This window comes from Microbacterium sp. KHB019 (assembly GCF_037285405.1).
In the GTDB taxonomy this organism is placed as follows: Bacteria; Actinomycetota; Actinomycetes; order Actinomycetales; family Microbacteriaceae; genus Microbacterium.
This window is the reverse complement of sequence record NZ_JBBDHF010000001.1, coordinates 289,803-309,373: the sequence shown is the minus strand read 5'-3', so window position 1 is coordinate 309,373 and position 19,571 is coordinate 289,803. Positions and strand designations below refer to the sequence as shown.

Here is a 19,571-nt window from a genome sequence, read left to right as displayed (position 1 = left end):
GCGACACCCCCCGAACCCCTGGGAGAAACAGCTGTGCCTGGAGAGAACCTCACCCGTATCGAAGCGCAGGAGCGCCGCGAGCTCGTCGACACTCAGTCCTACGAGATCTCACTCGACCTGACGAAGGGCGCCGAGGTCTTCGGCTCCCGCAGCGTGGTGCGCTTCACCGCGAAGCCCGGAAGCTACACCTTCATCGACCTCATCGCCCGCGATGTGCGCGAGATCTCCCTCAACGGCGAGCTGCTCGACCCAGCCGAGGTCTACGCCGACTCCCGCATCGCGCTGACGGACCTGCAGGATGAGAACGTCCTCGTCGTCGACGCCGACTGCCAGTACACGAACACCGGTGAGGGTCTGCACCGCTTCGTCGATCCCGTGGACGGCGAGGTGTATTTGTACTCGCAGTTCGAGGTGCCGGATTCCCGCCGCGTCTTCGCGGTGTTCGAGCAGCCCGACCTCAAGGCGACTTTCCAGTTCACGATCACGGCTCCTGACACGTGGAAGGTCATCTCGAACTCTCCGACGCCCGAGCCGATCAACCACGACGAGAGCAGCACCGCGACGTGGGGCTTCGAGCCGACTCCTCGGATCTCCTCGTACATCACGGCGCTGATCGCCGGGCCGTACGAGTCCACGTTCTCGGAGCTGACCAGCGCCGACGGCCGCGTCATCCCCTTGGGCGTCTACGGCCGCAAGAGCCTGTGGGCGCACCTCGATGCGGACTACATCTTCGACAAGACCCGCGAGGGCTTCGCCTACTACGAGGAGAAGTTCAGCGTCCCGTACCCGTTCGCGAAGTACGACCAGCTCTTCGTGCCGGAGTTCAACGCCGGCGCCATGGAGAACGCCGGTGCGGTCACCTTCACCGAGACGTACGTCTTCCGAAGCAAGGTGACGGATGCCGTCAAGGAGCGTCGCGTCGTCACGATCCTGCACGAGCTCGCGCACATGTGGTTCGGCGACCTCGTCACCATGAAGTGGTGGAACGACCTGTGGCTGAACGAGTCGTTCGCCGAGTGGGCGTCGACGATCGCCACCGCGGAAGCCACCGAATGGACCGAGGCGTGGACCACGTTCAACGCCATGGAGAAGACCTGGGCCTACCGCCAGGACCAGCTCCCCTCGACGCATCCCATCACGGCTGAGATCAACGACCTCGAAGACGTGCAGGTGAACTTCGACGGCATCACGTACGCCAAGGGCGGTTCGGTGCTCAAGCAGCTCGCAGCCTGGGTGGGCATCGACGCGTTCTTCGCCGGCGTCGGCCAGTACTTCCAGAAGCACGCCTGGGGCAACACCGAACTCAGCGATCTGCTGACCGAGCTCGAGGCGACCAGTGGTCGCGAGCTGACCACCTGGTCGAAGAAGTGGCTCGAGACCGCCGGCGTCAACACGCTCTCGCCGGTCATCGCGGAAGACGCGGACGGCCTGATCTCGCGGTTCGCCATCACGCAGACCGCCCCGGCCGATTACCCGACGATCCGCCCCCACCGCCTCGGCATCGGGTTCTACAGCCTCGACGGCGGCGCGCTCGCCCGAACCCACTACGTCGAGATCGACGTGGACGGCGACCGGACCGAGGTGCCGGAGCTGCAGGGCCGGAAGCGCCCCGATCTCGTGCTGCTCAACGACAACGACCTCGCCTATGCGAAGATCCGTCTCGACGAGCGCTCGCTGGAGACGGCGATCGCCCATCTCGCCGACGTGTCGGATCCGCTGGCCCGCTCCCTCATCTGGGGTGCGGCCTGGGATCAGACGCGCGACGCCGAGAGCACGGCCTCCGACTACATCGACCTCGTGCTCGGCAACATCGCCCGCGAGACCGAGTCGACGACCGTCCGCACCACGCTCGCCCAACTGCGCACGGCGGCGACCCTCTACGTCGCTCCCGCCTCCCGGGATGCCGCCCGTCTGAAGATCGCCGACGGGCTCTGGGAGCTCGCGCAGGGCGCCCAGGCCGGCAGCGACAGCCAGCTGCAGTTCGTCACCGCGTTCGCGTCCTCGCTCGTGAACACGGAGCACGCCGGCGTCATCGGCCGCCTCCGCTCCGGCGAGGAGACCCTGCCCGGTCTCGAGATCGACACCGACCTGTCGTGGCAGCTGCTCGTCGGATTGGCCTCGATCGGTGCGACGGATGCCGCGGCCATCGATGCCGCCCTGGCAGCGGACAACACGTCGAAGGGCGCCGAGTTCGCGGCGCAGGCGCGCGCCGCCCTCCCGAACGTCGACGACAAGCGGACCGCGTGGGCGTCGCTCGTCGACAACGCCGATCTGCCCAACACGATCGTCCGCTCGGCGGCGCTCGGATTCGTGCACCCGAACAGCGCCGGAGTTCTGGACGGATTCGTCCAGGACTACTTCGACATGCTCGTCCCGGTGTGGGAGTCGCGCACGTACCAGATCGCGAACTATCTGATCGTCGGCCTCTACCCCACCGCTCTCGCAAGCACGGAGCTCCGCGATGCGACGCGCTCGTGGTTGTCGGCGAACGCCGATGCCGCCCCGGCGCTGCGCCGCCTGGTCGGCGAGGGTCTCGCCGACGTGGAGCGCGCACTGACCGCACAGGCACGGGACGCCGAAGGAGCCGAAGCCGCCGAGTGATTCAGGGTTCTGCGAAGCCCGATCAGTAGAGTTGAGGGGTGTTGAACGCGCCTCTTGAGACCTCTCCTGCTCCACCGCAGCTGCCGTCGTGGCTGGTGGATTTCTGGGAGAGCACGCTCGCCTGGTTGGTCGCGGCGGGGAACAACGCCATCAGCGTCGCACTGATCATCGCGATCAGCGTCGCCATCGCCTTCGCCCTGCGGTTCGTGATCCGCCGCATCGTGCACCGGATCGTCGACAGTGCGAAGTCCAAGGCGAACGTGCAGGACACGCAGGCGCTCGAACGCTCGCCGCTGTCGGACATGCGGCTCGTGCAGCGCACCCGCACGCTCGGGACGATTCTGCAGAACATCGTCAACGTCACGGTCGGCATCGTCGCCGTCGTGCTGATCACCAACACGCTGGCCCCCGACCTCGTCGGCTCGCTGACGCTCCTGACCGCCGCCATCGGCGCAGGGCTCGGCTTCGGCGCTCAGAACATCGTCAAGGATGTCCTCAACGGCCTGTTCATCGTCGCCGAGGATCAGATCGGCATCGGCGACATGGTCGACATGGGTCTCGCCTCCGGGGTCGTCGAGTACGTCGCAGTGCGCATCACACAGGTGCGCGACGTCAACGGCACGCTCTGGTACATCCGCAACGGCGAGGTCACTCGCATCGGCAACATGTCACAGGGGTGGGCGCGGGCCATCGTCGACATCGGCGTGCCGGTGGACGCGGATGTACCGGCCGTCGAGGAGGCGCTGCTCGAGGCGGCCCAGGGGCTCGCGAAGGACGCCAAGTGGCGCACGCGCATCATCGAGAGGCCGGAGGTCTGGGGGCTGGAGTCGATGAGCGGCGAGGCGCTTGTCATCCGCGTCGTGATGAAGACCCGTGCGAACGCCATGGACGACGTGGCGCGCGAGTTGCGAGTGCGGCTGAAGGACGCGGTTCAGCAGCTCGATCTCGCCGTGCCCTCGCTCGAATCCGTCGTCCCCGATGGGATCGCCGGTGCGCGTCGCGTTCGCGGGGCCAACCCGCCGAAGACGCGGCCGAACGCCGTGACCGGCGTGCCCCCTGTCGCCCGCGGCATCTGGCGCAAGAAGAGTCCGAAGGCCTCTCCGGAGCACCCTGAGTCCCCGGAGACGACGTGATGACGTTCTACGACGAGGTCGGCGGCTACGCCACGTTCCAGCGGATCGTGGACGAGTTCTACCGCGAGGTGGCTCTGGACCCCGTCCTGAAGCCCATGTATCCCGAGGAGGATCTCGGCCCCGCGGCCGAACGCCTGACGATGTTCCTCGTTCAGTACTGGGGCGGCCCCGGGACGTACAGCGAACGGCGAGGGCATCCTCGGCTGCGCATGCGTCACATTCCGTTTCGCGTCGATCCGGACGCACGGGAGCGCTGGCTGCGGTGCATGCGCACCGCTCTGGACGAGGCGGAGCTGTCGCCTCTGCACGACGCGACTCTCTGGGACTACCTCGAGCGTGCGGCGTATGCCATGGTGAATACGCTGCCGTCTGAAGCCGCCTCGCCTGGTGCGCGTCCGACGCTCGACACCCGCAGCACCAGTCAGGATTCGACGGAGAGCGCATGACGACCACACCCCTGTCCGCAGATGTCCTGGTGATCGGATGGGGGCTGGCTGGTCTCGTCGCCGCCTCTGAGGCGGCTGCCGCCGGTCGACATGTGATCCTCATCGACCAGGAGCCGCGGTCGAACCTCGGCGGTCAGGCCTGGTGGTCGTTCGGCGGACTCTTCTTCGTGGACTCGCCAGAGCAGCGCCGGATGGGGATCAAGGATTCACTCGAACTCGCCGCCCAGGACTGGTTCGGCAACGCCGGATTCGACCGCGACGAGGACGAATGGCCGAGGCGGTGGGCGCAGGCGTACCTGGAATTCGCAGCGGGCGAGAAGCGCGCGTGGCTGCGTGAACGAGGAGTCGGTTTCTTCCCGGTGGTCGGCTGGGCAGAGCGCGGCGGTTACGGGGCGATCGGACCGGGCAACTCGGTTCCACGCTTCCACATCACCTGGGGCACCGGACCCGGCATCGTCGCGCCGTTCGACGAGGCCGTGCACCGTGCAGAGGATGCCGGCACGCTGACGATCCTTCCCCGTCACCGTGTGACCGAGCTCGTGGTCGCGGACGGCGCCGTCGTCGGTGCACGAGGCGACGTGCTCGCGGACAGTCCGACCGCGCGCGGAATCGCTTCATCGCGCGACGTCGTCGGCGAGTTCGAGATCTCGGCCGGAGCCACGATCGTCTCCTCCGGCGGCATCGGCGGGAACCACGATCTCGTCCGCGCCGCCTGGCCGCAGCGCCTGGGCACGCCACCCAGGCACATGCTGTCCGGCGTCCCGGCGTACGTCGACGGCTCCATGCACGCGATCTCGGAGGCCGCTGGTGCGCACCTGATCAACGGCGACCGCATGTGGCACTACGTCGAGGGCATCCAGAACTGGGATCCGGTCTGGCCGATCCACGGCATCCGCATCCTGCCCGGCCCGTCATCGCTCTGGCTGGACGCCACGGGCAAGCGGCTCCCCGTGCCGCTCTTCCCCGGGTTCGACACACTGGGGACGCTCGAGCATCTGCGCACGACCGGCCACGACCATTCGTGGTTCGTCACCTCACGGCAGATCGTCGAGAAGGAGTTCGCACTCTCGGGCAGCGAGCAGAACCCGGACCTCACGGGCAAGGACGTGAAGCTTCTCCTGAAGTCGCGCCTGGCGAAGGGGCCGACCGGGCCCGTGCAGTCGTTCCTCGACGAGGGCGCTGACTTCATCGTCGAGAACGACCTCGAGTCCCTCCTCGAGCAGATGCGCCGGCACGATGGCGGCGACCTGCTCGACATCGATCTGGTTCGTCGCGAGGTCATCGCCCGCGACCGGGAGATGGAGAACGACTTCACGAAGGATGCTCAGATCGGGATGCTCAGATCCATGCGCGGCTACCGCGGCGACAAGCTGATCCGAACCGCGGCCCCGCACCGCTTGCAGGACGCTTCATCCGGTCCGATGATCGCGGTGAAGCTGCACGTGCTGACCAGGAAGTCGCTGGGTGGCATCAAGACCGACCTCGACGGCCGGGCACTCGGTCTCGACGGGGCCGTCATCCCCGGCCTGTTCGCCGCCGGAGAGGCGAGCGGCTTCGGCGGCGGAGGCGTGCACGGGTACCGCGCGCTCGAGGGCACGTTCCTCGGCGGGTGCCTGTTCTCCGGACGTCAGGCCGGGCGCGCCGCAGCGCGCTGATGCGTCCCCGCTACGGGACGCTGCCGGTCGACCGCACTGCGGTGAGTCCGCTGGCGACAGGACCACGCGACAGCACATGCCCACGGCGGAACGCGAGTCGGGTCCACCGCCCTGACACGGTGACCGGAACCTGCTCCTCGCCCGAGATGAAGCCGAACGCGTGCGCGGCGAAGGCGATACCGCGCGGCAGGCCGCCGAGATCCTCGTCCGGCTCACCCCAGATCGCTGCGCGCAGCGCCCGAACGGCTTCCTCGCCCGCACCGGGGGTCGCGCCCCGTGCGACGGCCGAGATGCCCCACTGCGCCCGCTGTGCGACAGTCGCGGCATCCAGTTCACCGCTGCGGGCCCAACCGGTCCTGGGCGGAGCGATGCCCGCCCAGGCGGGAGAGCGTGCGGTGTCGGGGAGCTGCAGCATCCGCTCATCGTCATCGCGGGCGAGTTCGTCGACGACGATGTCGCACTCCAACTCGGGGTCGGCGTGCACGACGCGCATCGCGAGAATCGTCGGCGTCTGATCGAACAGTCCCTGCGGTGCGAGGGCAGCGGCGGTCAGCGCGAGAACGCCGCGGGAGGCCTGCAGACGCACGCCATCGTCGGCGATCTGGTTCGCCCGTCCGAGAAAGGTGAGCACATCGCTCGCGGTGTCGGAATCGGCGAGGACGAGGCGGGGCTGCACACGTTCTAAACTACCCGGGTTCCCTAAGCTGGGGTGATGACCGCAGAGGAACAGGCTCAGGCATCCGTCGACCGACTTCTCGAAGTGCTCGATCTCGATGCGAGCCAGGCGCGAACGACCGAGGACATCTTCACCGGACGCTCGCACAGCATGCCGACGGGGCGCATCTACGGCGGTCAGGTGCTCGGCCAGTCGCTGCTCGCGGCTGAGCGGACGCTGCCGGACGGTCGAGCGGCGCACTCGATGCACGGGTACTTCCTGCGCCCCGGCGATTCCACCCAGGGCGTGACGATCTCCGTCGATCGCATCCACGACGGGCGTTCGTTCTCGACCCGCCGCGCGCAGGCGTATCAGAACGGTGTGCCGATCTTCTCGATGATCGCCTCGTTCCAGGACGAGGCGCCCGGTCTCGAGCATGCGGCGCCGATGCCGACCGACGTCCCCCGGCCCGAGGATCTCCTCCCGGACGAGCTCCTCGTCGACGGAGCAGGCACGACGGCCCTGCGCCTGCTCACCGAACGCCCCGTCGACACCAGGCATGTGCAGACGCCGATCTACGTGGAAGCGGACGGTGAGCGCTCCGCCCACCAGGCCGTGTGGATGCGCATGCGCGCCCAGATGCCGGACGACCAGACCCTGCACCGCGCGGCGCTGGCGTATCTCAGCGACATGACCATCCAGGAATCGATCCTCAGAGCCCACGGCGTCGCCTGGACGACGCCCGGTCTGAAGGTGGCGAGCCTGGATCACGCCATGTGGTGGCACCGTCCGGCGCGGGTCGACGAATGGATGCTGTTCGTGCAGAAGTCGCCGAACGCCCGCGGCGGTCGCGGTCTTGCAACCGGGCGGATCTACACCCGCGACGGCGTGCTGGTCGCCAACGTGAACCAGGAGATCATGATCCGCGTCCCCGAGGTCGGCTGAGACGAACGCGGCTCTATCTGCGGTGCGCGTACGTGATCGGTTCGCCGACGTACGGCTCCCAGACCTCGCGCATGTCGTCGCTCACGCGGGTCGGCCGCACTGTCCTCGCATCGACGAGCACGAGCACGGCCGTCGAACGCGCGTACAGGACGCGCTCATCGTGCGAGGGGTCGTTGTACACCTCGTAGCAGACCTCGACGCTCGAACCGCCGATCTTGCCGAACCACATCTGGACTTCGAGCGGATGCCGCTGGTAGGGCACGGGTGCGAAGTACTCGATCTCCTGCCTGGCGATGAGGGTCAGGACGCCCTGGTCGATGCCGGATGCCAGCACCGCCGTCTCCGGCGCGTCCTCCCCCGGCCCCGGCTTCCAGAAGGCGCGCACGCGCGCCTCCTCGAGCAGCTTGAGCATCGAGGTGTTGTTGACGTGATTGAACGCGTCCAGATCTCCCCACCGCAGGTGGATGGGGAGATGGAGGCGCTTTCCGTCAGTCACGGGTCAGCTTGCGGTGCGTCGAACGGTGCGGGTTCGCCGCGTCGGGACCGAGGCGCTCGATCTTGTTCTTCTCGTACGCCTCGAAGTTGCCCTCGAACCAGTGCCACTGCGCCGGGTTCTCGTCTGTGCCCTCGTAGGCGAGGATGTGCGTCGCGATGCGGTCGAGGAACCACCGGTCGTGGGTGATGACCACAGCGCAGCCGGGGAACTCGAGCAGTGCGTTCTCAAGAGAACTCAGCGTCTCGATGTCGAGATCGTTGGTCGGCTCGTCGAGCAGCAGCAGGTTGCCGCCCTCCTTGAGCGTGAGCGCGAGGTTCAGACGGTTGCGCTCTCCACCGGAGAGGACGCCGGCCTTCTTCTGCTGGTCCGGCCCCTTGAACCCGAACTTCGAGACGTAGGCGCGAGACGGGATCTCGGTCTTGCCGACGGTGATGAAGTCGAGTCCGTCGGAGACGACCTCCCAGAGGTTCTTGTTCGGGTCGATGTTCGCGCGCGACTGGTCGACGTAACTGATCTTGACGGTCTCGCCGATCTTCAGATCTCCGCCGTCGAGGGGCTCGAGACCGACGATCGTCTTGAACAGCGTGGTCTTGCCGACGCCGTTCGCGCCGATGATGCCGACGATGCCGTTCGGCGGCAGGCTGAAGCTCAGCCCGTCGATGAGAACGCGGTCGCCGAAGCCCTTCTTGAGCTTCTTCGCCTCGATGACGACGTTGCCCAGGCGCGGGCCAGCGGGGATCTGGATCTCCTCGAAGTCGAGTTTCCTCGTGCGCTCCGCCTCTGCGGCCATCTCCTCGTAGCGTGCGAGGCGAGCCTTCGACTTGGTCTGGCGCCCCTTGGCACTGGAGCGCACCCACTCGAGCTCGTCCTTCAGACGCTTGGCGAGCTTCTGATCCTTCTTGCCCTGAATGTCCAGACGCTCGGCTTTCTTCTCGAGGTAGGTCGAGTAGTTGCCCTCGTAGCCGATGAGCCGGCCACGGTCGACCTCGGCGATCCACTCCGCGACATTGTCGAGGAAGTACCGGTCGTGGGTGATGGCGATGACGGCGCCCTTGTAAGCCTGCAGGTGCTGCTCGAGCCAGAGCACGCTCTCGGCGTCGAGGTGGTTGGTGGGCTCGTCGAGGAGCAGCAGGTCGGGCTTCTGCAGCAGGAGCTTCGCGAGTGCCACGCGGCGCTTCTCACCACCGGAAAGGGGTGCGATCGCAGCGTCCCCCGGAGGGGTGCGCAACGCATCCATGGCCTGGTCGAGCTGCGAGTCGAGGTCCCAGCCGTCTGCGGCGTCGATCTCCTCCTGCAGCACGCCCATCTCGGCGAGCAGGGTGTCGAAGTCGGCATCCGGGTCGGCCATCTGCGTGGAGATCTCATTGAAGCGATCGAGCTTCGCCTTGATCGCGACGCCCTCCTGAATGTTCTCCAGCACGGTCTTCGACTCGTCGAGCTCCGGCTCCTGCATGAGGATGCCGACGGTGAAACCCGGTGTCAGCTTCGCCTCGCCGTTCGAGGGCGTGTCGAGACCGGCCATGATCTTGAGGATCGTCGACTTTCCGGCACCGTTCGGGCCGACCATGCCGATCTTCGCTCCGGGGAGGAACGACATCGTCACGTCGTCGAGGATGAGCTTCTCGCCCACCGCCTTGCGCGCACGAACCATCGAGTAGATGTACTCAGCCACAGAAAAACGCTCCTTGTGTAGGCGTCGAGGATCGACTCTCCAGCCTACCGGCTGTAGGTCACCAGTCGATCGAGCGAGTATCTCCGATCAGGCATCGTCCCTCAGCCAGTTGGTCCATGACCTTCGTCACCGGATTCCCCGTCGACGGGCCCACCTGTCCGACCAGGCATTCGCTCTCGCCCCAGCGGACGGAGAACTGCAGGCTCTCCACGGCGTTTCCGACCGTCGTCGCGTCCTGCGTGACCTGCATGGCCGACTTCTCGAAGCCGGCCTCGACGAGCGCATCGATATACGCCCGGCCGGACGAGCTGCCACTGCTCGCCCAGACCGCGCCCGTCACCTGCGCGAACAGCGGCAGGTTCGCCTCGGCGGAGTCGTTGGGATGCAGTGCGGGGCCATTAGGCGTTGGCGTCGCAGCAGATGAAGCGGTGTCCGTTGCTATCGGCGTGGGGGCCGGCGTCGGGCCCGCGTCGACGGCGGGCGTGCACGCGGCCAGCCCCCCGCATCCCGCCACGAGCAGTGCGGCCAGGGCGATGCGCGAACGAGAGGCGGCGAGTCGACGAAACACACTCCGATCCTACGTACGCGTCCGGTCGACCGAGCCCGGCCGCACGTTCGTGCGGCGCCCGCGCTCAGACCGTCACGTTCCACACCTCGGCGCGATCTTCGGCCGACGGTTCGACGAAGTCGTCCTCGAGCCCATCGGTGTCCTGATCCTGCGTGGAGGACGCAGCATCCGGAGTCGTCGGCGTCGAAGTCGACGAGTTCGCCGTGGGCGCCTTCGCGAAGGCAGCCGTGCCCCAGCGCAGATCGTGTCCCAGTGCATCCGCGTCGATGTCGGCGCTCATCCCCTTCTTCCCTCCGCTTTCCCACTCGCGCAGCTTGAGCCGTCCGGTCACGATCACCGCGTCGCCCGAGCGCAGCGACACCTTCGCGTGCTCGGCGAGCCGGCGGAACGCCGAGACGTTGTACCAGTTCGTCCCGGTTTCGATGAACGTCTGACTCTTCGCGTCGTACCAGCCCTGCGGACTCGCGACGCGAAAGTTCACCACCGGGATTCCAGTGGTCGTCTCGCTGCGGTTGGGGTCGCCGCCGACGCGGCCGAGGATCGTCACAGTGTCATTCATGTCTTTCTCCTTGGTGGTCCGGAGCAAGCCCGGGTCCCCTCAGAGTGCCCCCGGACACCGACGCGCGATGAGCCGGATCCCAGGGGCGGTGGAGAACCCGCGCCGCGCCCGGCCTGTGCAGTTCGAGTGCGTCGTCGCCGACGCCCCGAATGTCGGTGGTCGCTCATATGTTCGAATCGAAAGGAGAGACCGATGTCCACCACCCAGAAGCTTCCCGTCCCCGAGATCCCCTACGCCGCACCGCACCTGACATCCGCACGTGAGCATCTGGTGCGCGCATCCGACCACCTCTGGCGGGTGCAGGATGCCACAGGGCGTGTCCTCGGTCACCTACGCATCCTGGCCGACCCGCTGGGACTCCGCTACCGCGCAGAACGACTGCACCTCGCGACCGGCACCTTCCGGCTCGTCGGCGACTTCTGGCGCGCCGACGACGCTGTGCAGGCGCTACGCAACGGGTGAAGTGCCCCCGGCAGGAATCGAACCTGCGACCAACGGATTAGAAAGCCGATGCTCTTCCTCTGAGCTACGGAGGCGGGCCGCTTCTACGGTATCAGGGGCGATGTCGGTCCCCTCACTAGAATGAGGGGATGGTATCTGCGTCCGAGAACGACCGCCTCGTCTGGATCGATTGCGAGATGACGGGACTCGATCTCTCGATCGACGAACTCGTCGAGATCGCTGTCGTGATCACCGATTTCGAACTGCGTCCGGTTGATCCCGGGTTCCAGATCGTGATCAAGCCGAGCGATGCGGCACTCGCGAACATGGGCGAGTTCGTGACCGCCATGCACACGAGTTCGGGACTGATCGGAGAGATCCCGCTCGGAGTGAGCCTGGCCGAAGCCGAAGCGCAGACCCTCGCCTACATCAAGCGATTCGTGCCGCAGGAGCGCAAGGCTCCCCTGGCCGGCAACACGATCGGCACCGACCGCATGTTCCTCGCCAAATACATGCCGCAGATCGACCAGTGGCTGCACTACCGGAACGTCGACGTCTCGAGCATCAAGGAGCTCTCCCGACGCTGGTACCCCCGGGTCTTCTTCCAGGCACCGGCGAAGGACGGCGGTCACCGAGCGCTGGCCGACATCCTCGAATCCATCCGCGAGCTCCAGTATTACCGCGAAGCCGTGTTCGTCGCCGAACCAGGACCGACCAGCGATGAGGCACGCGCGATCGCCGATCGCACGGTGTCATCGTTCGCTTCAGAGGTGTAATACACTTGAGTGGTTGTCCGCTCAGCGGGCACATGGTGGCTATAGCTCAGTTGGTAGAGCACCGCGTTGTGGTCGCGGGGGTCGCGGGTTCAAGCCCCGTTAGCCACCCCATCAGAAGGCTCGCATCGATCGGTGCGAGCCTTCGTCGTAGCTCCATCACTAGGATCACTCTGTGTCACTGACGGTCTGGCTCTCCCTGCTCACGGCCTCCATCGTCATCAGCTTCACTCCGGGAGCCGGCGCCATCAACACGATGTCCAACGCTCTCGCACACGGCTGGCGACGATCCGTCTGGGGCGTGATCGGCCAGCAGCTCGCGCTCATCGTGCACGTCGTCATCGTGGCCGCCGGTGTCGGGCTTCTCGTCTCGCGCTCCCCCATCCTGTTCGACATCGTGCGGTACAGCGGTGCCGCCTACCTGGCGTTCCTCGGACTCCGCATGATCTTCGCACGCGTGCCGGAGCCGGCGGCATCCGACGGCGTCGCCCCGACTCGCGAAGGCCGATTCTCGATGATCCGCCGCGGCTTCTGGGTGAATGTCCTCAACCCGAAGGCGATCGTCTTCTTCCTCGCATTCGTGCCGCAGTTCATCCGACTCGATCAGCCGCCGCTCCCCCAGTACGCGCTCCTGATCGGAACGGTCATCGCGGTGGACGTCGTGGTGATGTGGGGATTCTTCGCGACGGCCGCTCGACCGTTCCGGGTGCTGACCCGCACACGCCGCGGCGTGAAGATCCTGAACGTCATCTTCGGCAGCCTGTTCCTGTTGGTCGCTGCGCTTCTGCTGTTCATCCACTGACTTCCCGCTGGTCGTAGGCTGGTCGACGATGGAGATGGATGCTGCCGCTTTCGAGGAGCTCGTCGTCGACGAGCTCGATCGCCTGCCCGATGAGATGGTCGAAGGTCTCGAGAACGTCATCTTCGTCGTCGAGGACCGCCCGGAGGACGGCAGCCTCGATCTGCTCGGCCTCTACGACGGACTCGCGCTGACCGAGCGCGGCCACTACGGCATGGGCGAACTGCCGGACCGCATCGTCGTCTACCGCGAGCCGCACCTCGACCGCTGTCGCGACGAGGACGAGCTGCGCGATGAGGTCCACACCACCCTCGTCCACGAGATCGCGCACTTCTTCGGAATCGACGACGAACAGCTGCACGAACTGGGGTGGGCGTGAGCATCCCGATCGCCGTACCCGACCTCGATCAGGCGACGGACCTGCAGGCCGCGCCGTTGGAGCCGTGGCAGGTCGTCGTCTGGAACGACCCGGTGAACCTGATGAGCTACGTCGTGCGGGTGTTCCGCACCTACTTCGGCTACTCGGCCGAGCACGCGACGACGCTCATGCTCGCCGTCCACCACGACGGTCACGCGATCGTCGCCAGTGGCCCGCGCGAGACCATGGAGGTGCATGCCCAGGCGATGCACGACTACGGATTGTGGGCCACCGTGCGAAAGGCGCCGCTGTGAACGTCGACGAGATCTCGTTCCGCATGGCCCTCATCGAAGGCCTCCACCTGGCGGGGCTCGTGGATGAACTCACCCTCGTGATCGCGGCAGCCGACGAGGCCCCGGATCCGGCGATCGACAGGCTGACCCCGGCGCCGTACCCGGATGACCCCGCTGCGGCGGCCGAGTTCGCGACGGCGACCCGTGACGATCTGCTCGATCGGCGCACGGCAGACGCCGCCGTCGTGCGCCGAGCGCTCGAGATGTTCGTCGACCCGGGCGAGGATGACGAGGGCGAGAACGAGGACCAGCCGGACCAGATCGAGATCACCATCAGGCGCGCGGAGATCGACGCCTGGTTGCGCACTCTCACGGCGCTGCGCCTCATCATCGCGACTCGACTCGGCATCACGACTGCGGATGACGATCATGATCCCGACGATGCACGCTTCGGCGTCTACGACTGGCTGGCGTACCGGTTGGACAGCCTCATCGCTATCGCCGATGCGCTGGATGAGATCCCTGACGACGTCTGATCAGGGAACGGCGACCGTCACCGACGCGAGCTCCCTCGGATCGTCCCGACGCAGATGACGGTCCTCCTGCGCGGCCCAGCGATCCCAATGCGGACGGAACCCGTCGCCGTCGCGTTCAAGAGCACGCCGCTTGCGCGACGCCTCCGGTGACTCCACCCACACGCGCACATCGGCCAGTCGGGCAGTCGCCGGATTGATCGCACCACAGCCTTCGAGGATGACGCCGAGCGCCGGGTTCACGGCGTACGCCTCCGCCTCGCCCTCCAGCTCCCAGTCCCAGCGTCGCCACGTGGTGAGCAGCCCGCGCCCGTGCGGCCGCAGGATGTCGTGGAGCGCACGCTCGGTGCCGGCATCCAGGCCGTCCCAGCCCGGGTAGAGCGAGTCGAGCGCGATCAACTGCGGGCGACCTGCCAGCGGCCAGTTCGCGGCGACCATGCGCGACAGCGTGGTCTTTCCCGCGCCCGCCCTGCCGTCGATGAGCACGACCGGGTTGGATGCTTCGACCGCGACGATGGCCTCGATGACCTGGCCGGCACCGCGCTGGAGCGCCTGCGCGAGCGGGTCGTTACTTCTTGAGGGCACGGATCACGCGCGACAGCGCCCGCCCGGCGACCCAGACGAACGGGATGGCGACCGCGAGCAGCGCCACGATGTTCGGCTCGAATCGCAGACCTTCCTCACGTCGAACGTATACGCCCAGCGGAATGGACACGCCTCCGCCGCCCCCGCCGCCGTTCTCGTCCTGGTCGGCGCCACCGCCGAAACCGGCCCAGGTCAGGGCGACAGGCGTGATGCTCACACCGTCGACATCCTGAGGCTCGCCGTAGGCGGCCTTGACGCCGAAGGAGGCGATCTGCTTTCCGAGGTCCAGTGCGATGTTCGGCATGATTCAACGGTACAGGGCTGCGGTCGCCTTCGGGGGCTCAATCGTCGCCGTGCTCAATCGACGCCGCGCTCAATCGACGCCGTGGTCCTTCGGGTGACGCACGGCGCCTCGGCCGTCTCCGCGTCCGACGTGCCGGGCGCGGGTGATCGTGGCACTGCCGAATCGTGCGCGTGCATCGTCGAGTGCGCCTTCGACCTTGCGCCAGTGCTCATCGTCGTCCCAGAGCGCGAACGCCGAGCTGCCGGCAGGGCGGAGCTTCTCCGCGCGCACTCCGACGAGGCGAATCGGATCCCTCCGGTCGATCGATTCGTACAGGCTCTGTGCGGCCTCCCCGATGCGCTGACCGACCGAGGTGGGTTCGGCGAGCGTCTGCGATCGACTGAGAGTGGTGAAGTCGTCGAATCGGATCTTGATCGCCACGGTCGCGCACTCCCAGTCCGCGCGACGGAGCCGTACCGCGACGCGATCGGCGAGGCGCAGAAGTTCGGCGCGCAGGAACTCCCGGTCGATGACGTCGGTCTCGAACGTCTCTTCATGGCCCACACTCTTCTCGACCCGTTCGGTCTCGACGGCCCTGGCATCCTGGCCTCGAGCGAGCTGGGCGATGCGTGCACCGAGTGCAGCGCCGACCGCACGATCGAGCATCTCCTGCGGTGAGTCCCTGATGTCGCCGATGGTCCGGATGCCGCGTGCCTCGAGCGCCTCCGAAGCCTTGGGACCCACTCCCCACATCGCCCGCACCGAGCGCGGCGCCAGGAAGTCCAAGGTGTCGGCGGCTGCGACGATGAGCAGACCGTCTGGTTTCGAGATGGTCGAAGCCATCTTCGCGACGTGCTTGGTGGCGGCGACCCCGACACTGCAAGCGATGCCGACTTCGGCCTGCACCCGCTCGCGCACGATCTTCGCGATCTGTCCAGGGCTCCCCCACAATCGCCGAACGCCCTGCACATCGAGGAACGCCTCATCGACCGACAGGGGTTCGACCATGGGCGTGATCGACTCGAACACCGCCATGACCTGCTTGGACACCGCCTGGTACCGGTCGAAATGCGGCATCACGATCCTCGCCGTGGGGCACAGACGCATCGCCTGCCCCACGGGCATGGCAGCCCGCACCCCGTAGCGACGAGCCTCGTAGGACGCGCTCGAGACGACGGAACGGCCGTCCGGCGCACCGATGATCAGCGGCAGGCCCCGCAGGGACGGGTCATCCATGACCTCGACGGCCGCGTAGAACGCGTCCATGTCGACGTGGAGGATGCGCGTACCCGTGTCGTCCGCACCGTCTGGCGAGACGATGCGGCCACGTCCGTCACCGCGCCCCATGCGACCATTCTCCTCTGGGGGTCAGACATCGAGAACTACTGCGCGGCACGCTCCAGAACGAGTTCCCGCACTCGGGCGGCATCCGCCTGACCCTTCATGGCCTTCATCACAGCGCCGATGATCGCACCGGCCGCCTGCACCTTGCCGTCCTTGATCTTGGCCATGACGTCGGGCTGAGCAGCCAGAGCATCATCGATCGCGGCGATCAGCGCGCCGTCGTCCGACACGACAGCCAGACCGCGCGAGTCGACGACCTCCTGCGGCGTTCCCTCACCGGCGATGACGCCCTCGAGGACCTGCCGGGCGAGTTTGTCGGTGAGCGTGCCCTCGTCGACGAGCTTCTGCAGCGCGGCGACGTTCTCGGGGCTGATCAGCTCGGCGGCATCCTTGTCCTGCGCGTTCGCGAGGCGGGAGATCTCGCCCGTCCACCACTTGCGTGCCGCAGCCGGCGTAGCACCAGCGGCGATCGTGGCCTCGACCTCGTCGATGAGCCCGCCGTTGCGGACGTCCTGGAACTCCAGGTCGGTGAAGCCCCAGTCGGCCTTGAGGCGACGGCGACGGGTGACCGGCTGCTCAGGGAGCGCCGCGCGCAGCTCCTCCACGAGCGAGGCCGCCGGCTGCACAGGAAGAAGGTCAGGCTCAGGGAAGTACCGGTAGTCATCGGCGTCCGACTTGGGGCGCCCCGGTGAGGTCGTCCCGGTGTCCTCGTGCCAGTGGCGGGTCTCCTGCGTGATCGTTCCACCATCGTGGAGGATCTGCGCCTGACGCTGGATCTCGTACCGCACGGCGCGCTCGACGGATCGCATGGAGTTGACGTTCTTCGTCTCGGTGCGGGTGCCGAGCGGAGCCGGCTCCTCGCCCTCGGCGACGCGCGGACGCAGCGACACGTTCGCGTCGCAGCGCAGGTTTCCGCGTTCGAGACGCGCCTCGGAGATGCCGAGGCTGCGCACGATGTCGCGGATCGTGGAGACGTAGGCCTTCGCCACCTCGGGAGCGCGGTGATCCGTGCCGAAGATCGTCTTGGTGACGATCTCGACCAGCGGCACCCCGGCACGGTTGTAGTCGACGAGCGAGTACTCCGCGCCCTGGATGCGACCGGTCGCCCCGCCCATGTGGGTCAGCTTGCCCGCGTCCTCCTCCATGTGCGCGCGCTCGATCGGCACGGTCACGAGCGTGCCGTCCTCGAGCTCGACGACGACGGAGCCCTCGTAGGCGATCGGCTCGTCGTACTGGGAGATCTGGTAGTTCTTGCCGAGGTCAGGGTAGAAGTAGTTCTTGCGCGCGAACCGGCTCGACTCTGCGATCGAGCAGTTCAACGCGAGACCGAGGCTGATCGACGAGCGGATCGCCGTCTCGTTCACGACCGGCATCGCACCGGGCAGACCGAGATCGACCGGCGCGATGAGCGTGTTCGGGTCGGCAGCGTGGTACTTCTCGTTGGCGGGGTTGGGCGCCGCGGAGAACATCTTCGTGTTCGTGTTGAGTTCGACGTGCACCTCGAAGCCGAGCACGGGCTCGAACAGCTCCAGTGCCTTGTCGAAGTCCATCAGCTTTGCCGCGGCCATCAGCGGTTCCCTCCTGCGAGCTGCGGTGCGCGGGTGAGCAGCGGGGCTCCCCACGAGTCGACCAGTAGCGTCTCGAGCGCGGCGCCGACACGGTACAGACGAGCATCCTCACGCGCGGGCGCCAGGAACTGGATGCCGACGGGCAGGCCGTCGTCATCAGCCAGCCCCGACGGGATCGAGATGCCGGGGACGCCGGCGAGGTTCGCCGGGATCGTCGTGACGTCGTTCAAGTACATCTGCAGCGGGTCATCGATCCGTTCGCCGATCTTGAACGCCGTGGTCGGAGCCGACGGCGTCGCCATGACGTCGACCTGCTCGAACGCGCGGTCGAAGTCCTGCTGGATCAGCGTGCGCACCTTCTGCGCGCTGCCGTAGTAGGCGTCGTAGTACCCGGCCGACAGCGCGTACGTGCCGAGGATGATGCGGCGCTTGACCTCATCGCCGAACCCGGCCTCGCGCGTCGCCGACATGACGTCCTCGACGGTCGCGCCGCCCTCGGGCGTGACGCGCAGCCCGAATCGGACGGAGTCGAACTTCGCCAGGTTGCTCGACGCCTCAGCGGGAAGGATCAGGTAGTACGCCGCAACGCCGTACTCGAAGTGCGGCGTGGAGATCTCGACGACCTCGGCGCCGTGCTTCTCGAGCAGTTCGAGGGAGGCGCGGAAGGATGCCGCGACGCCGGGCTGGAACCCGGAGTCGGGCAGCTCCTTGATGACGCCCACCCTGAGTCCCTTGAGCACGTCCCCGCTGGCGCCCTCACGGGCGGCATCCGCGAAGGATGGCCATGCGTCGGTCAGCGACGTCGAGTCCCGGGGGTCGTGCCCGGCGATGACGTCGTGCAGAAGCCCGGAGTCGAGCACCGTGCGAGTGACGGGTCCGACCTGGTCGAGACTCGACGCCAGGGCGATCGCGCCGTAGCGGCTGACACCGCCGTATGTGGGCTTGACTCCGACGGTTCCCGTGACGTGCGCGGGCTGTCGGATCGAGCCGCCGGTGTCGGAGCCGAGCGCGAGCGGCGCCTCGAAAGCGGCGACGGCGGCTGCGGAGCCCCCACCGGAGCCACCGGGGATGCGGTCGAGGTCCCACGGGTTGCGGGTCGGGCCGTAGGCCGAGTGCTCGGTGGAGGAGCCCATCGCGAACTCGTCCATGTTCGTCTTGCCGAGCGGCACGAGCCCGGCAGCGCGCGAGCGCGCGACGACGGTCGCGTCGTAGGGCGACATGTAGCCCTCGAGGATCTTCGAGCCACTGGTGGTGGGCTGATCGGTGGTGACCAGGACGTCCTTGATCGCCAGCGGGACACCGGCGAGCGGGTGGAGCTGCTCGCCCGCGGCGCGCGCGCTGTCGATCGCGTCGGCTGCGGCCAGGGCTCCGTCGTTCACGTGCAGGAAGGCGTGGACGTCGCCGTCGACGGCGGCGATGCGGTCGAGGTGCGCCCGTGTGGCCTCGCGGCTGGAGATCTCGCCCGCGGAGAGCTTGTCGGCGAGTTCGGCGGCGGTCAGTCGGATGAGATCGCTCATTGTTCTTCTCCGAGGATCGCAGTCACGCGGAAACGGCCGTCCGCGGCATCCGGCGCGTTCTGCAGCACCTGCTCGTGCGTGAGCGTCTCGCCGACCTCATCGGGGCGGAACACGTTCGCGAGCGGGATCGGGTGGCTCGTGGCCACCACGTCCGGCGTCGCGACCTGCGAGACCTTCGCGATGTTGTCGACGATGGCGTCGAGCTGCCCCGTGAGCAGCGTCACCTCGTCGTCGTTCAGCTGGATGCGCGCGAGCACGCCGAGATGGCGCACAAGATCAGGGGTGATTTCAGACACCCGTCCATTCTAGTTGGCGCTCTGCGGGCGGCCTGCCGTGATCGCAATAGG

At 67.3% G+C, this 19,571-nt stretch carries 22 protein-coding genes and 2 tRNA genes; 12 read left to right on the top strand and 12 right to left on the bottom strand.

Features of this window, described 5'->3' with window-relative positions; genetic code table 11:
- Positions 1-33 precede the first annotated feature (33 nt).
- The 4 genes from pepN to KHB019_RS01535 are packed head-to-tail and all read left to right on the top strand — an operon-like array spanning position 34 to position 5,835.
- Positions 34-2,601, top strand: a complete 2,568-nt coding sequence (gene pepN / locus KHB019_RS01550; protein ID WP_230102810.1) for an aminopeptidase N — start codon at positions 34-36, stop codon at positions 2,599-2,601.
- 38 nt (positions 2,602-2,639) lie between these two features.
- A complete protein-coding gene (locus tag KHB019_RS01545) occupies positions 2,640-3,734 on the top strand; it encodes a mechanosensitive ion channel family protein (RefSeq protein ID WP_443193180.1) in 1,095 nt (364 codons plus the stop codon).
- Positions 3,734-4,180, top strand: a complete 447-nt coding sequence (locus tag KHB019_RS01540; protein ID WP_337457954.1) for a globin — start codon at positions 3,734-3,736, stop codon at positions 4,178-4,180. Before KHB019_RS01545 ends, KHB019_RS01540 begins: the two co-directional genes overlap by 1 nt.
- Entirely contained in the window at positions 4,177-5,835 is a 1,659-nt protein-coding gene (locus KHB019_RS01535; RefSeq protein ID WP_325471960.1) for an FAD-binding dehydrogenase, read from the top strand. The genes KHB019_RS01540 and KHB019_RS01535 overlap by 4 nt, the downstream gene beginning before the upstream one ends.
- 10 nt (positions 5,836-5,845) lie before the next feature.
- Here the strand turns inward: KHB019_RS01535 and KHB019_RS01530 are convergent, their stop codons facing one another.
- Positions 5,846-6,511 (bottom strand): hypothetical protein, encoded by a 666-nt coding sequence (locus KHB019_RS01530; protein ID WP_337457953.1) that lies wholly within the window; start codon positions 6,509-6,511, stop codon positions 5,846-5,848.
- Between the two features lie 36 nt (positions 6,512-6,547).
- Between KHB019_RS01530 and KHB019_RS01525 the strand changes: the two genes are divergently transcribed.
- On the top strand, positions 6,548-7,435 hold the full coding sequence (locus KHB019_RS01525) for an acyl-CoA thioesterase (RefSeq protein ID WP_230102814.1): 888 nt from the start codon (positions 6,548-6,550) through the stop codon (positions 7,433-7,435).
- Between the two features lie 13 nt (positions 7,436-7,448).
- Here KHB019_RS01525 and KHB019_RS01520 read toward each other — a convergent pair whose 3' ends face one another.
- The 4 genes from KHB019_RS01520 to KHB019_RS01505 all read right to left on the bottom strand — a co-directional run bounded on the left by KHB019_RS01520 (position 7,449) and on the right by KHB019_RS01505 (position 10,730).
- Positions 7,449-7,931 (bottom strand): acyl-CoA thioesterase, encoded by a 483-nt coding sequence (locus tag KHB019_RS01520; RefSeq protein WP_230102815.1) that lies wholly within the window; start codon positions 7,929-7,931, stop codon positions 7,449-7,451.
- Positions 7,924-9,603 carry an energy-dependent translational throttle protein EttA gene (ettA, locus tag KHB019_RS01515; RefSeq protein WP_337457952.1) on the bottom strand — a complete coding sequence of 560 codons (1,680 nt, stop codon included), beginning with the start codon at positions 9,601-9,603 and terminating at the stop codon, positions 7,924-7,926. The genes KHB019_RS01520 and ettA overlap by 8 nt, the downstream gene beginning before the upstream one ends.
- Before the next feature lie 58 nt (positions 9,604-9,661).
- Positions 9,662-10,171, bottom strand: coding sequence for a DUF6993 domain-containing protein (locus KHB019_RS01510; protein ID WP_337457951.1), 510 nt, complete (start codon positions 10,169-10,171; stop codon positions 9,662-9,664).
- Positions 10,172-10,235: 64 nt separating this feature from the next.
- Positions 10,236-10,730, bottom strand: a complete 495-nt coding sequence (locus tag KHB019_RS01505) for a single-stranded DNA-binding protein (protein WP_337457950.1) — start codon at positions 10,728-10,730, stop codon at positions 10,236-10,238.
- Positions 10,731-10,922: 192 nt separating this feature from the next.
- Here KHB019_RS01505 and KHB019_RS01500 point away from each other — a divergent pair, with 192 nt between their 5' ends.
- Positions 10,923-11,192: a hypothetical protein gene (locus KHB019_RS01500; RefSeq protein WP_230102819.1), complete on the top strand. Its 270-nt coding sequence runs from the start codon at positions 10,923-10,925 to the stop codon at positions 11,190-11,192.
- Positions 11,193-11,194: 2 nt separating this feature from the next.
- On the opposite strand, the gene KHB019_RS01495 is transcribed toward KHB019_RS01500, so the two are convergent.
- Positions 11,195-11,266, bottom strand: a tRNA-Arg gene (locus tag KHB019_RS01495).
- A 54-nt stretch (positions 11,267-11,320) separates the two neighbouring features.
- Here KHB019_RS01495 and orn point away from each other — a divergent pair.
- The 6 genes from orn (at position 11,321) to KHB019_RS01465 (ending at position 13,930) form a co-directional block, all read left to right on the top strand.
- Positions 11,321-11,947 (top strand): oligoribonuclease, encoded by a 627-nt coding sequence (gene orn / locus KHB019_RS01490; RefSeq protein ID WP_230102820.1) that lies wholly within the window; start codon positions 11,321-11,323, stop codon positions 11,945-11,947.
- Positions 11,948-11,982: 35 nt separating this feature from the next.
- Positions 11,983-12,058 (top strand) — tRNA-His (locus tag KHB019_RS01485).
- Between the two features lie 61 nt (positions 12,059-12,119).
- Positions 12,120-12,746, top strand: a complete 627-nt coding sequence (locus KHB019_RS01480) for a LysE family transporter (protein ID WP_325471957.1) — start codon at positions 12,120-12,122, stop codon at positions 12,744-12,746.
- 28 nt (positions 12,747-12,774) lie between these two features.
- Positions 12,775-13,122, top strand: a complete 348-nt coding sequence (locus tag KHB019_RS01475; protein WP_230102822.1) for a metallopeptidase family protein — start codon at positions 12,775-12,777, stop codon at positions 13,120-13,122.
- Positions 13,119-13,415, top strand: coding sequence for an ATP-dependent Clp protease adapter ClpS (gene clpS / locus KHB019_RS01470; RefSeq protein WP_414684047.1), 297 nt, complete (start codon positions 13,119-13,121; stop codon positions 13,413-13,415). The genes KHB019_RS01475 and clpS overlap by 4 nt, the downstream gene beginning before the upstream one ends.
- Positions 13,412-13,930: a DUF2017 family protein gene (locus KHB019_RS01465; RefSeq protein WP_337457949.1), complete on the top strand. Its 519-nt coding sequence runs from the start codon at positions 13,412-13,414 to the stop codon at positions 13,928-13,930. The genes clpS and KHB019_RS01465 overlap by 4 nt, the downstream gene beginning before the upstream one ends.
- On the opposite strand, the gene KHB019_RS01460 is transcribed toward KHB019_RS01465, so the two are convergent.
- The 6 genes from KHB019_RS01460 to gatC form a co-directional block, all read right to left on the bottom strand.
- Positions 13,931-14,512: a hypothetical protein gene (locus KHB019_RS01460; protein ID WP_325471955.1), complete on the bottom strand. Its 582-nt coding sequence runs from the start codon at positions 14,510-14,512 to the stop codon at positions 13,931-13,933. It lies immediately after the preceding gene.
- The gene (locus KHB019_RS01455) at positions 14,496-14,816 is read right to left on the bottom strand and encodes a hypothetical protein (RefSeq protein ID WP_230102825.1); all 321 of its coding nucleotides are present in this window, start codon (positions 14,814-14,816) and stop codon (positions 14,496-14,498) included. Before KHB019_RS01455 ends, KHB019_RS01460 begins: the two co-directional genes overlap by 17 nt.
- Before the next feature lie 69 nt (positions 14,817-14,885).
- Entirely contained in the window at positions 14,886-16,142 is a 1,257-nt protein-coding gene (dinB, locus tag KHB019_RS01450) for a DNA polymerase IV (protein ID WP_337457948.1), read from the bottom strand.
- A 35-nt stretch (positions 16,143-16,177) separates the two neighbouring features.
- Positions 16,178-17,707: an Asp-tRNA(Asn)/Glu-tRNA(Gln) amidotransferase subunit GatB gene (gene gatB / locus KHB019_RS01445; RefSeq protein ID WP_230102827.1), complete on the bottom strand. Its 1,530-nt coding sequence runs from the start codon at positions 17,705-17,707 to the stop codon at positions 16,178-16,180.
- The gene (gene gatA / locus KHB019_RS01440) at positions 17,707-19,224 is read right to left on the bottom strand and encodes an Asp-tRNA(Asn)/Glu-tRNA(Gln) amidotransferase subunit GatA (protein ID WP_337457947.1); all 1,518 of its coding nucleotides are present in this window, start codon (positions 19,222-19,224) and stop codon (positions 17,707-17,709) included. The genes gatB and gatA overlap by 1 nt, the downstream gene beginning before the upstream one ends.
- Complete coding sequence (gene gatC, locus KHB019_RS01435; protein ID WP_230102829.1) at positions 19,221-19,520, bottom strand: Asp-tRNA(Asn)/Glu-tRNA(Gln) amidotransferase subunit GatC; 300 nt, start codon at positions 19,518-19,520, stop codon at positions 19,221-19,223. The genes gatA and gatC overlap by 4 nt, the downstream gene beginning before the upstream one ends.
- Between the last annotated feature and the right edge of the window lie 51 nt (positions 19,521-19,571).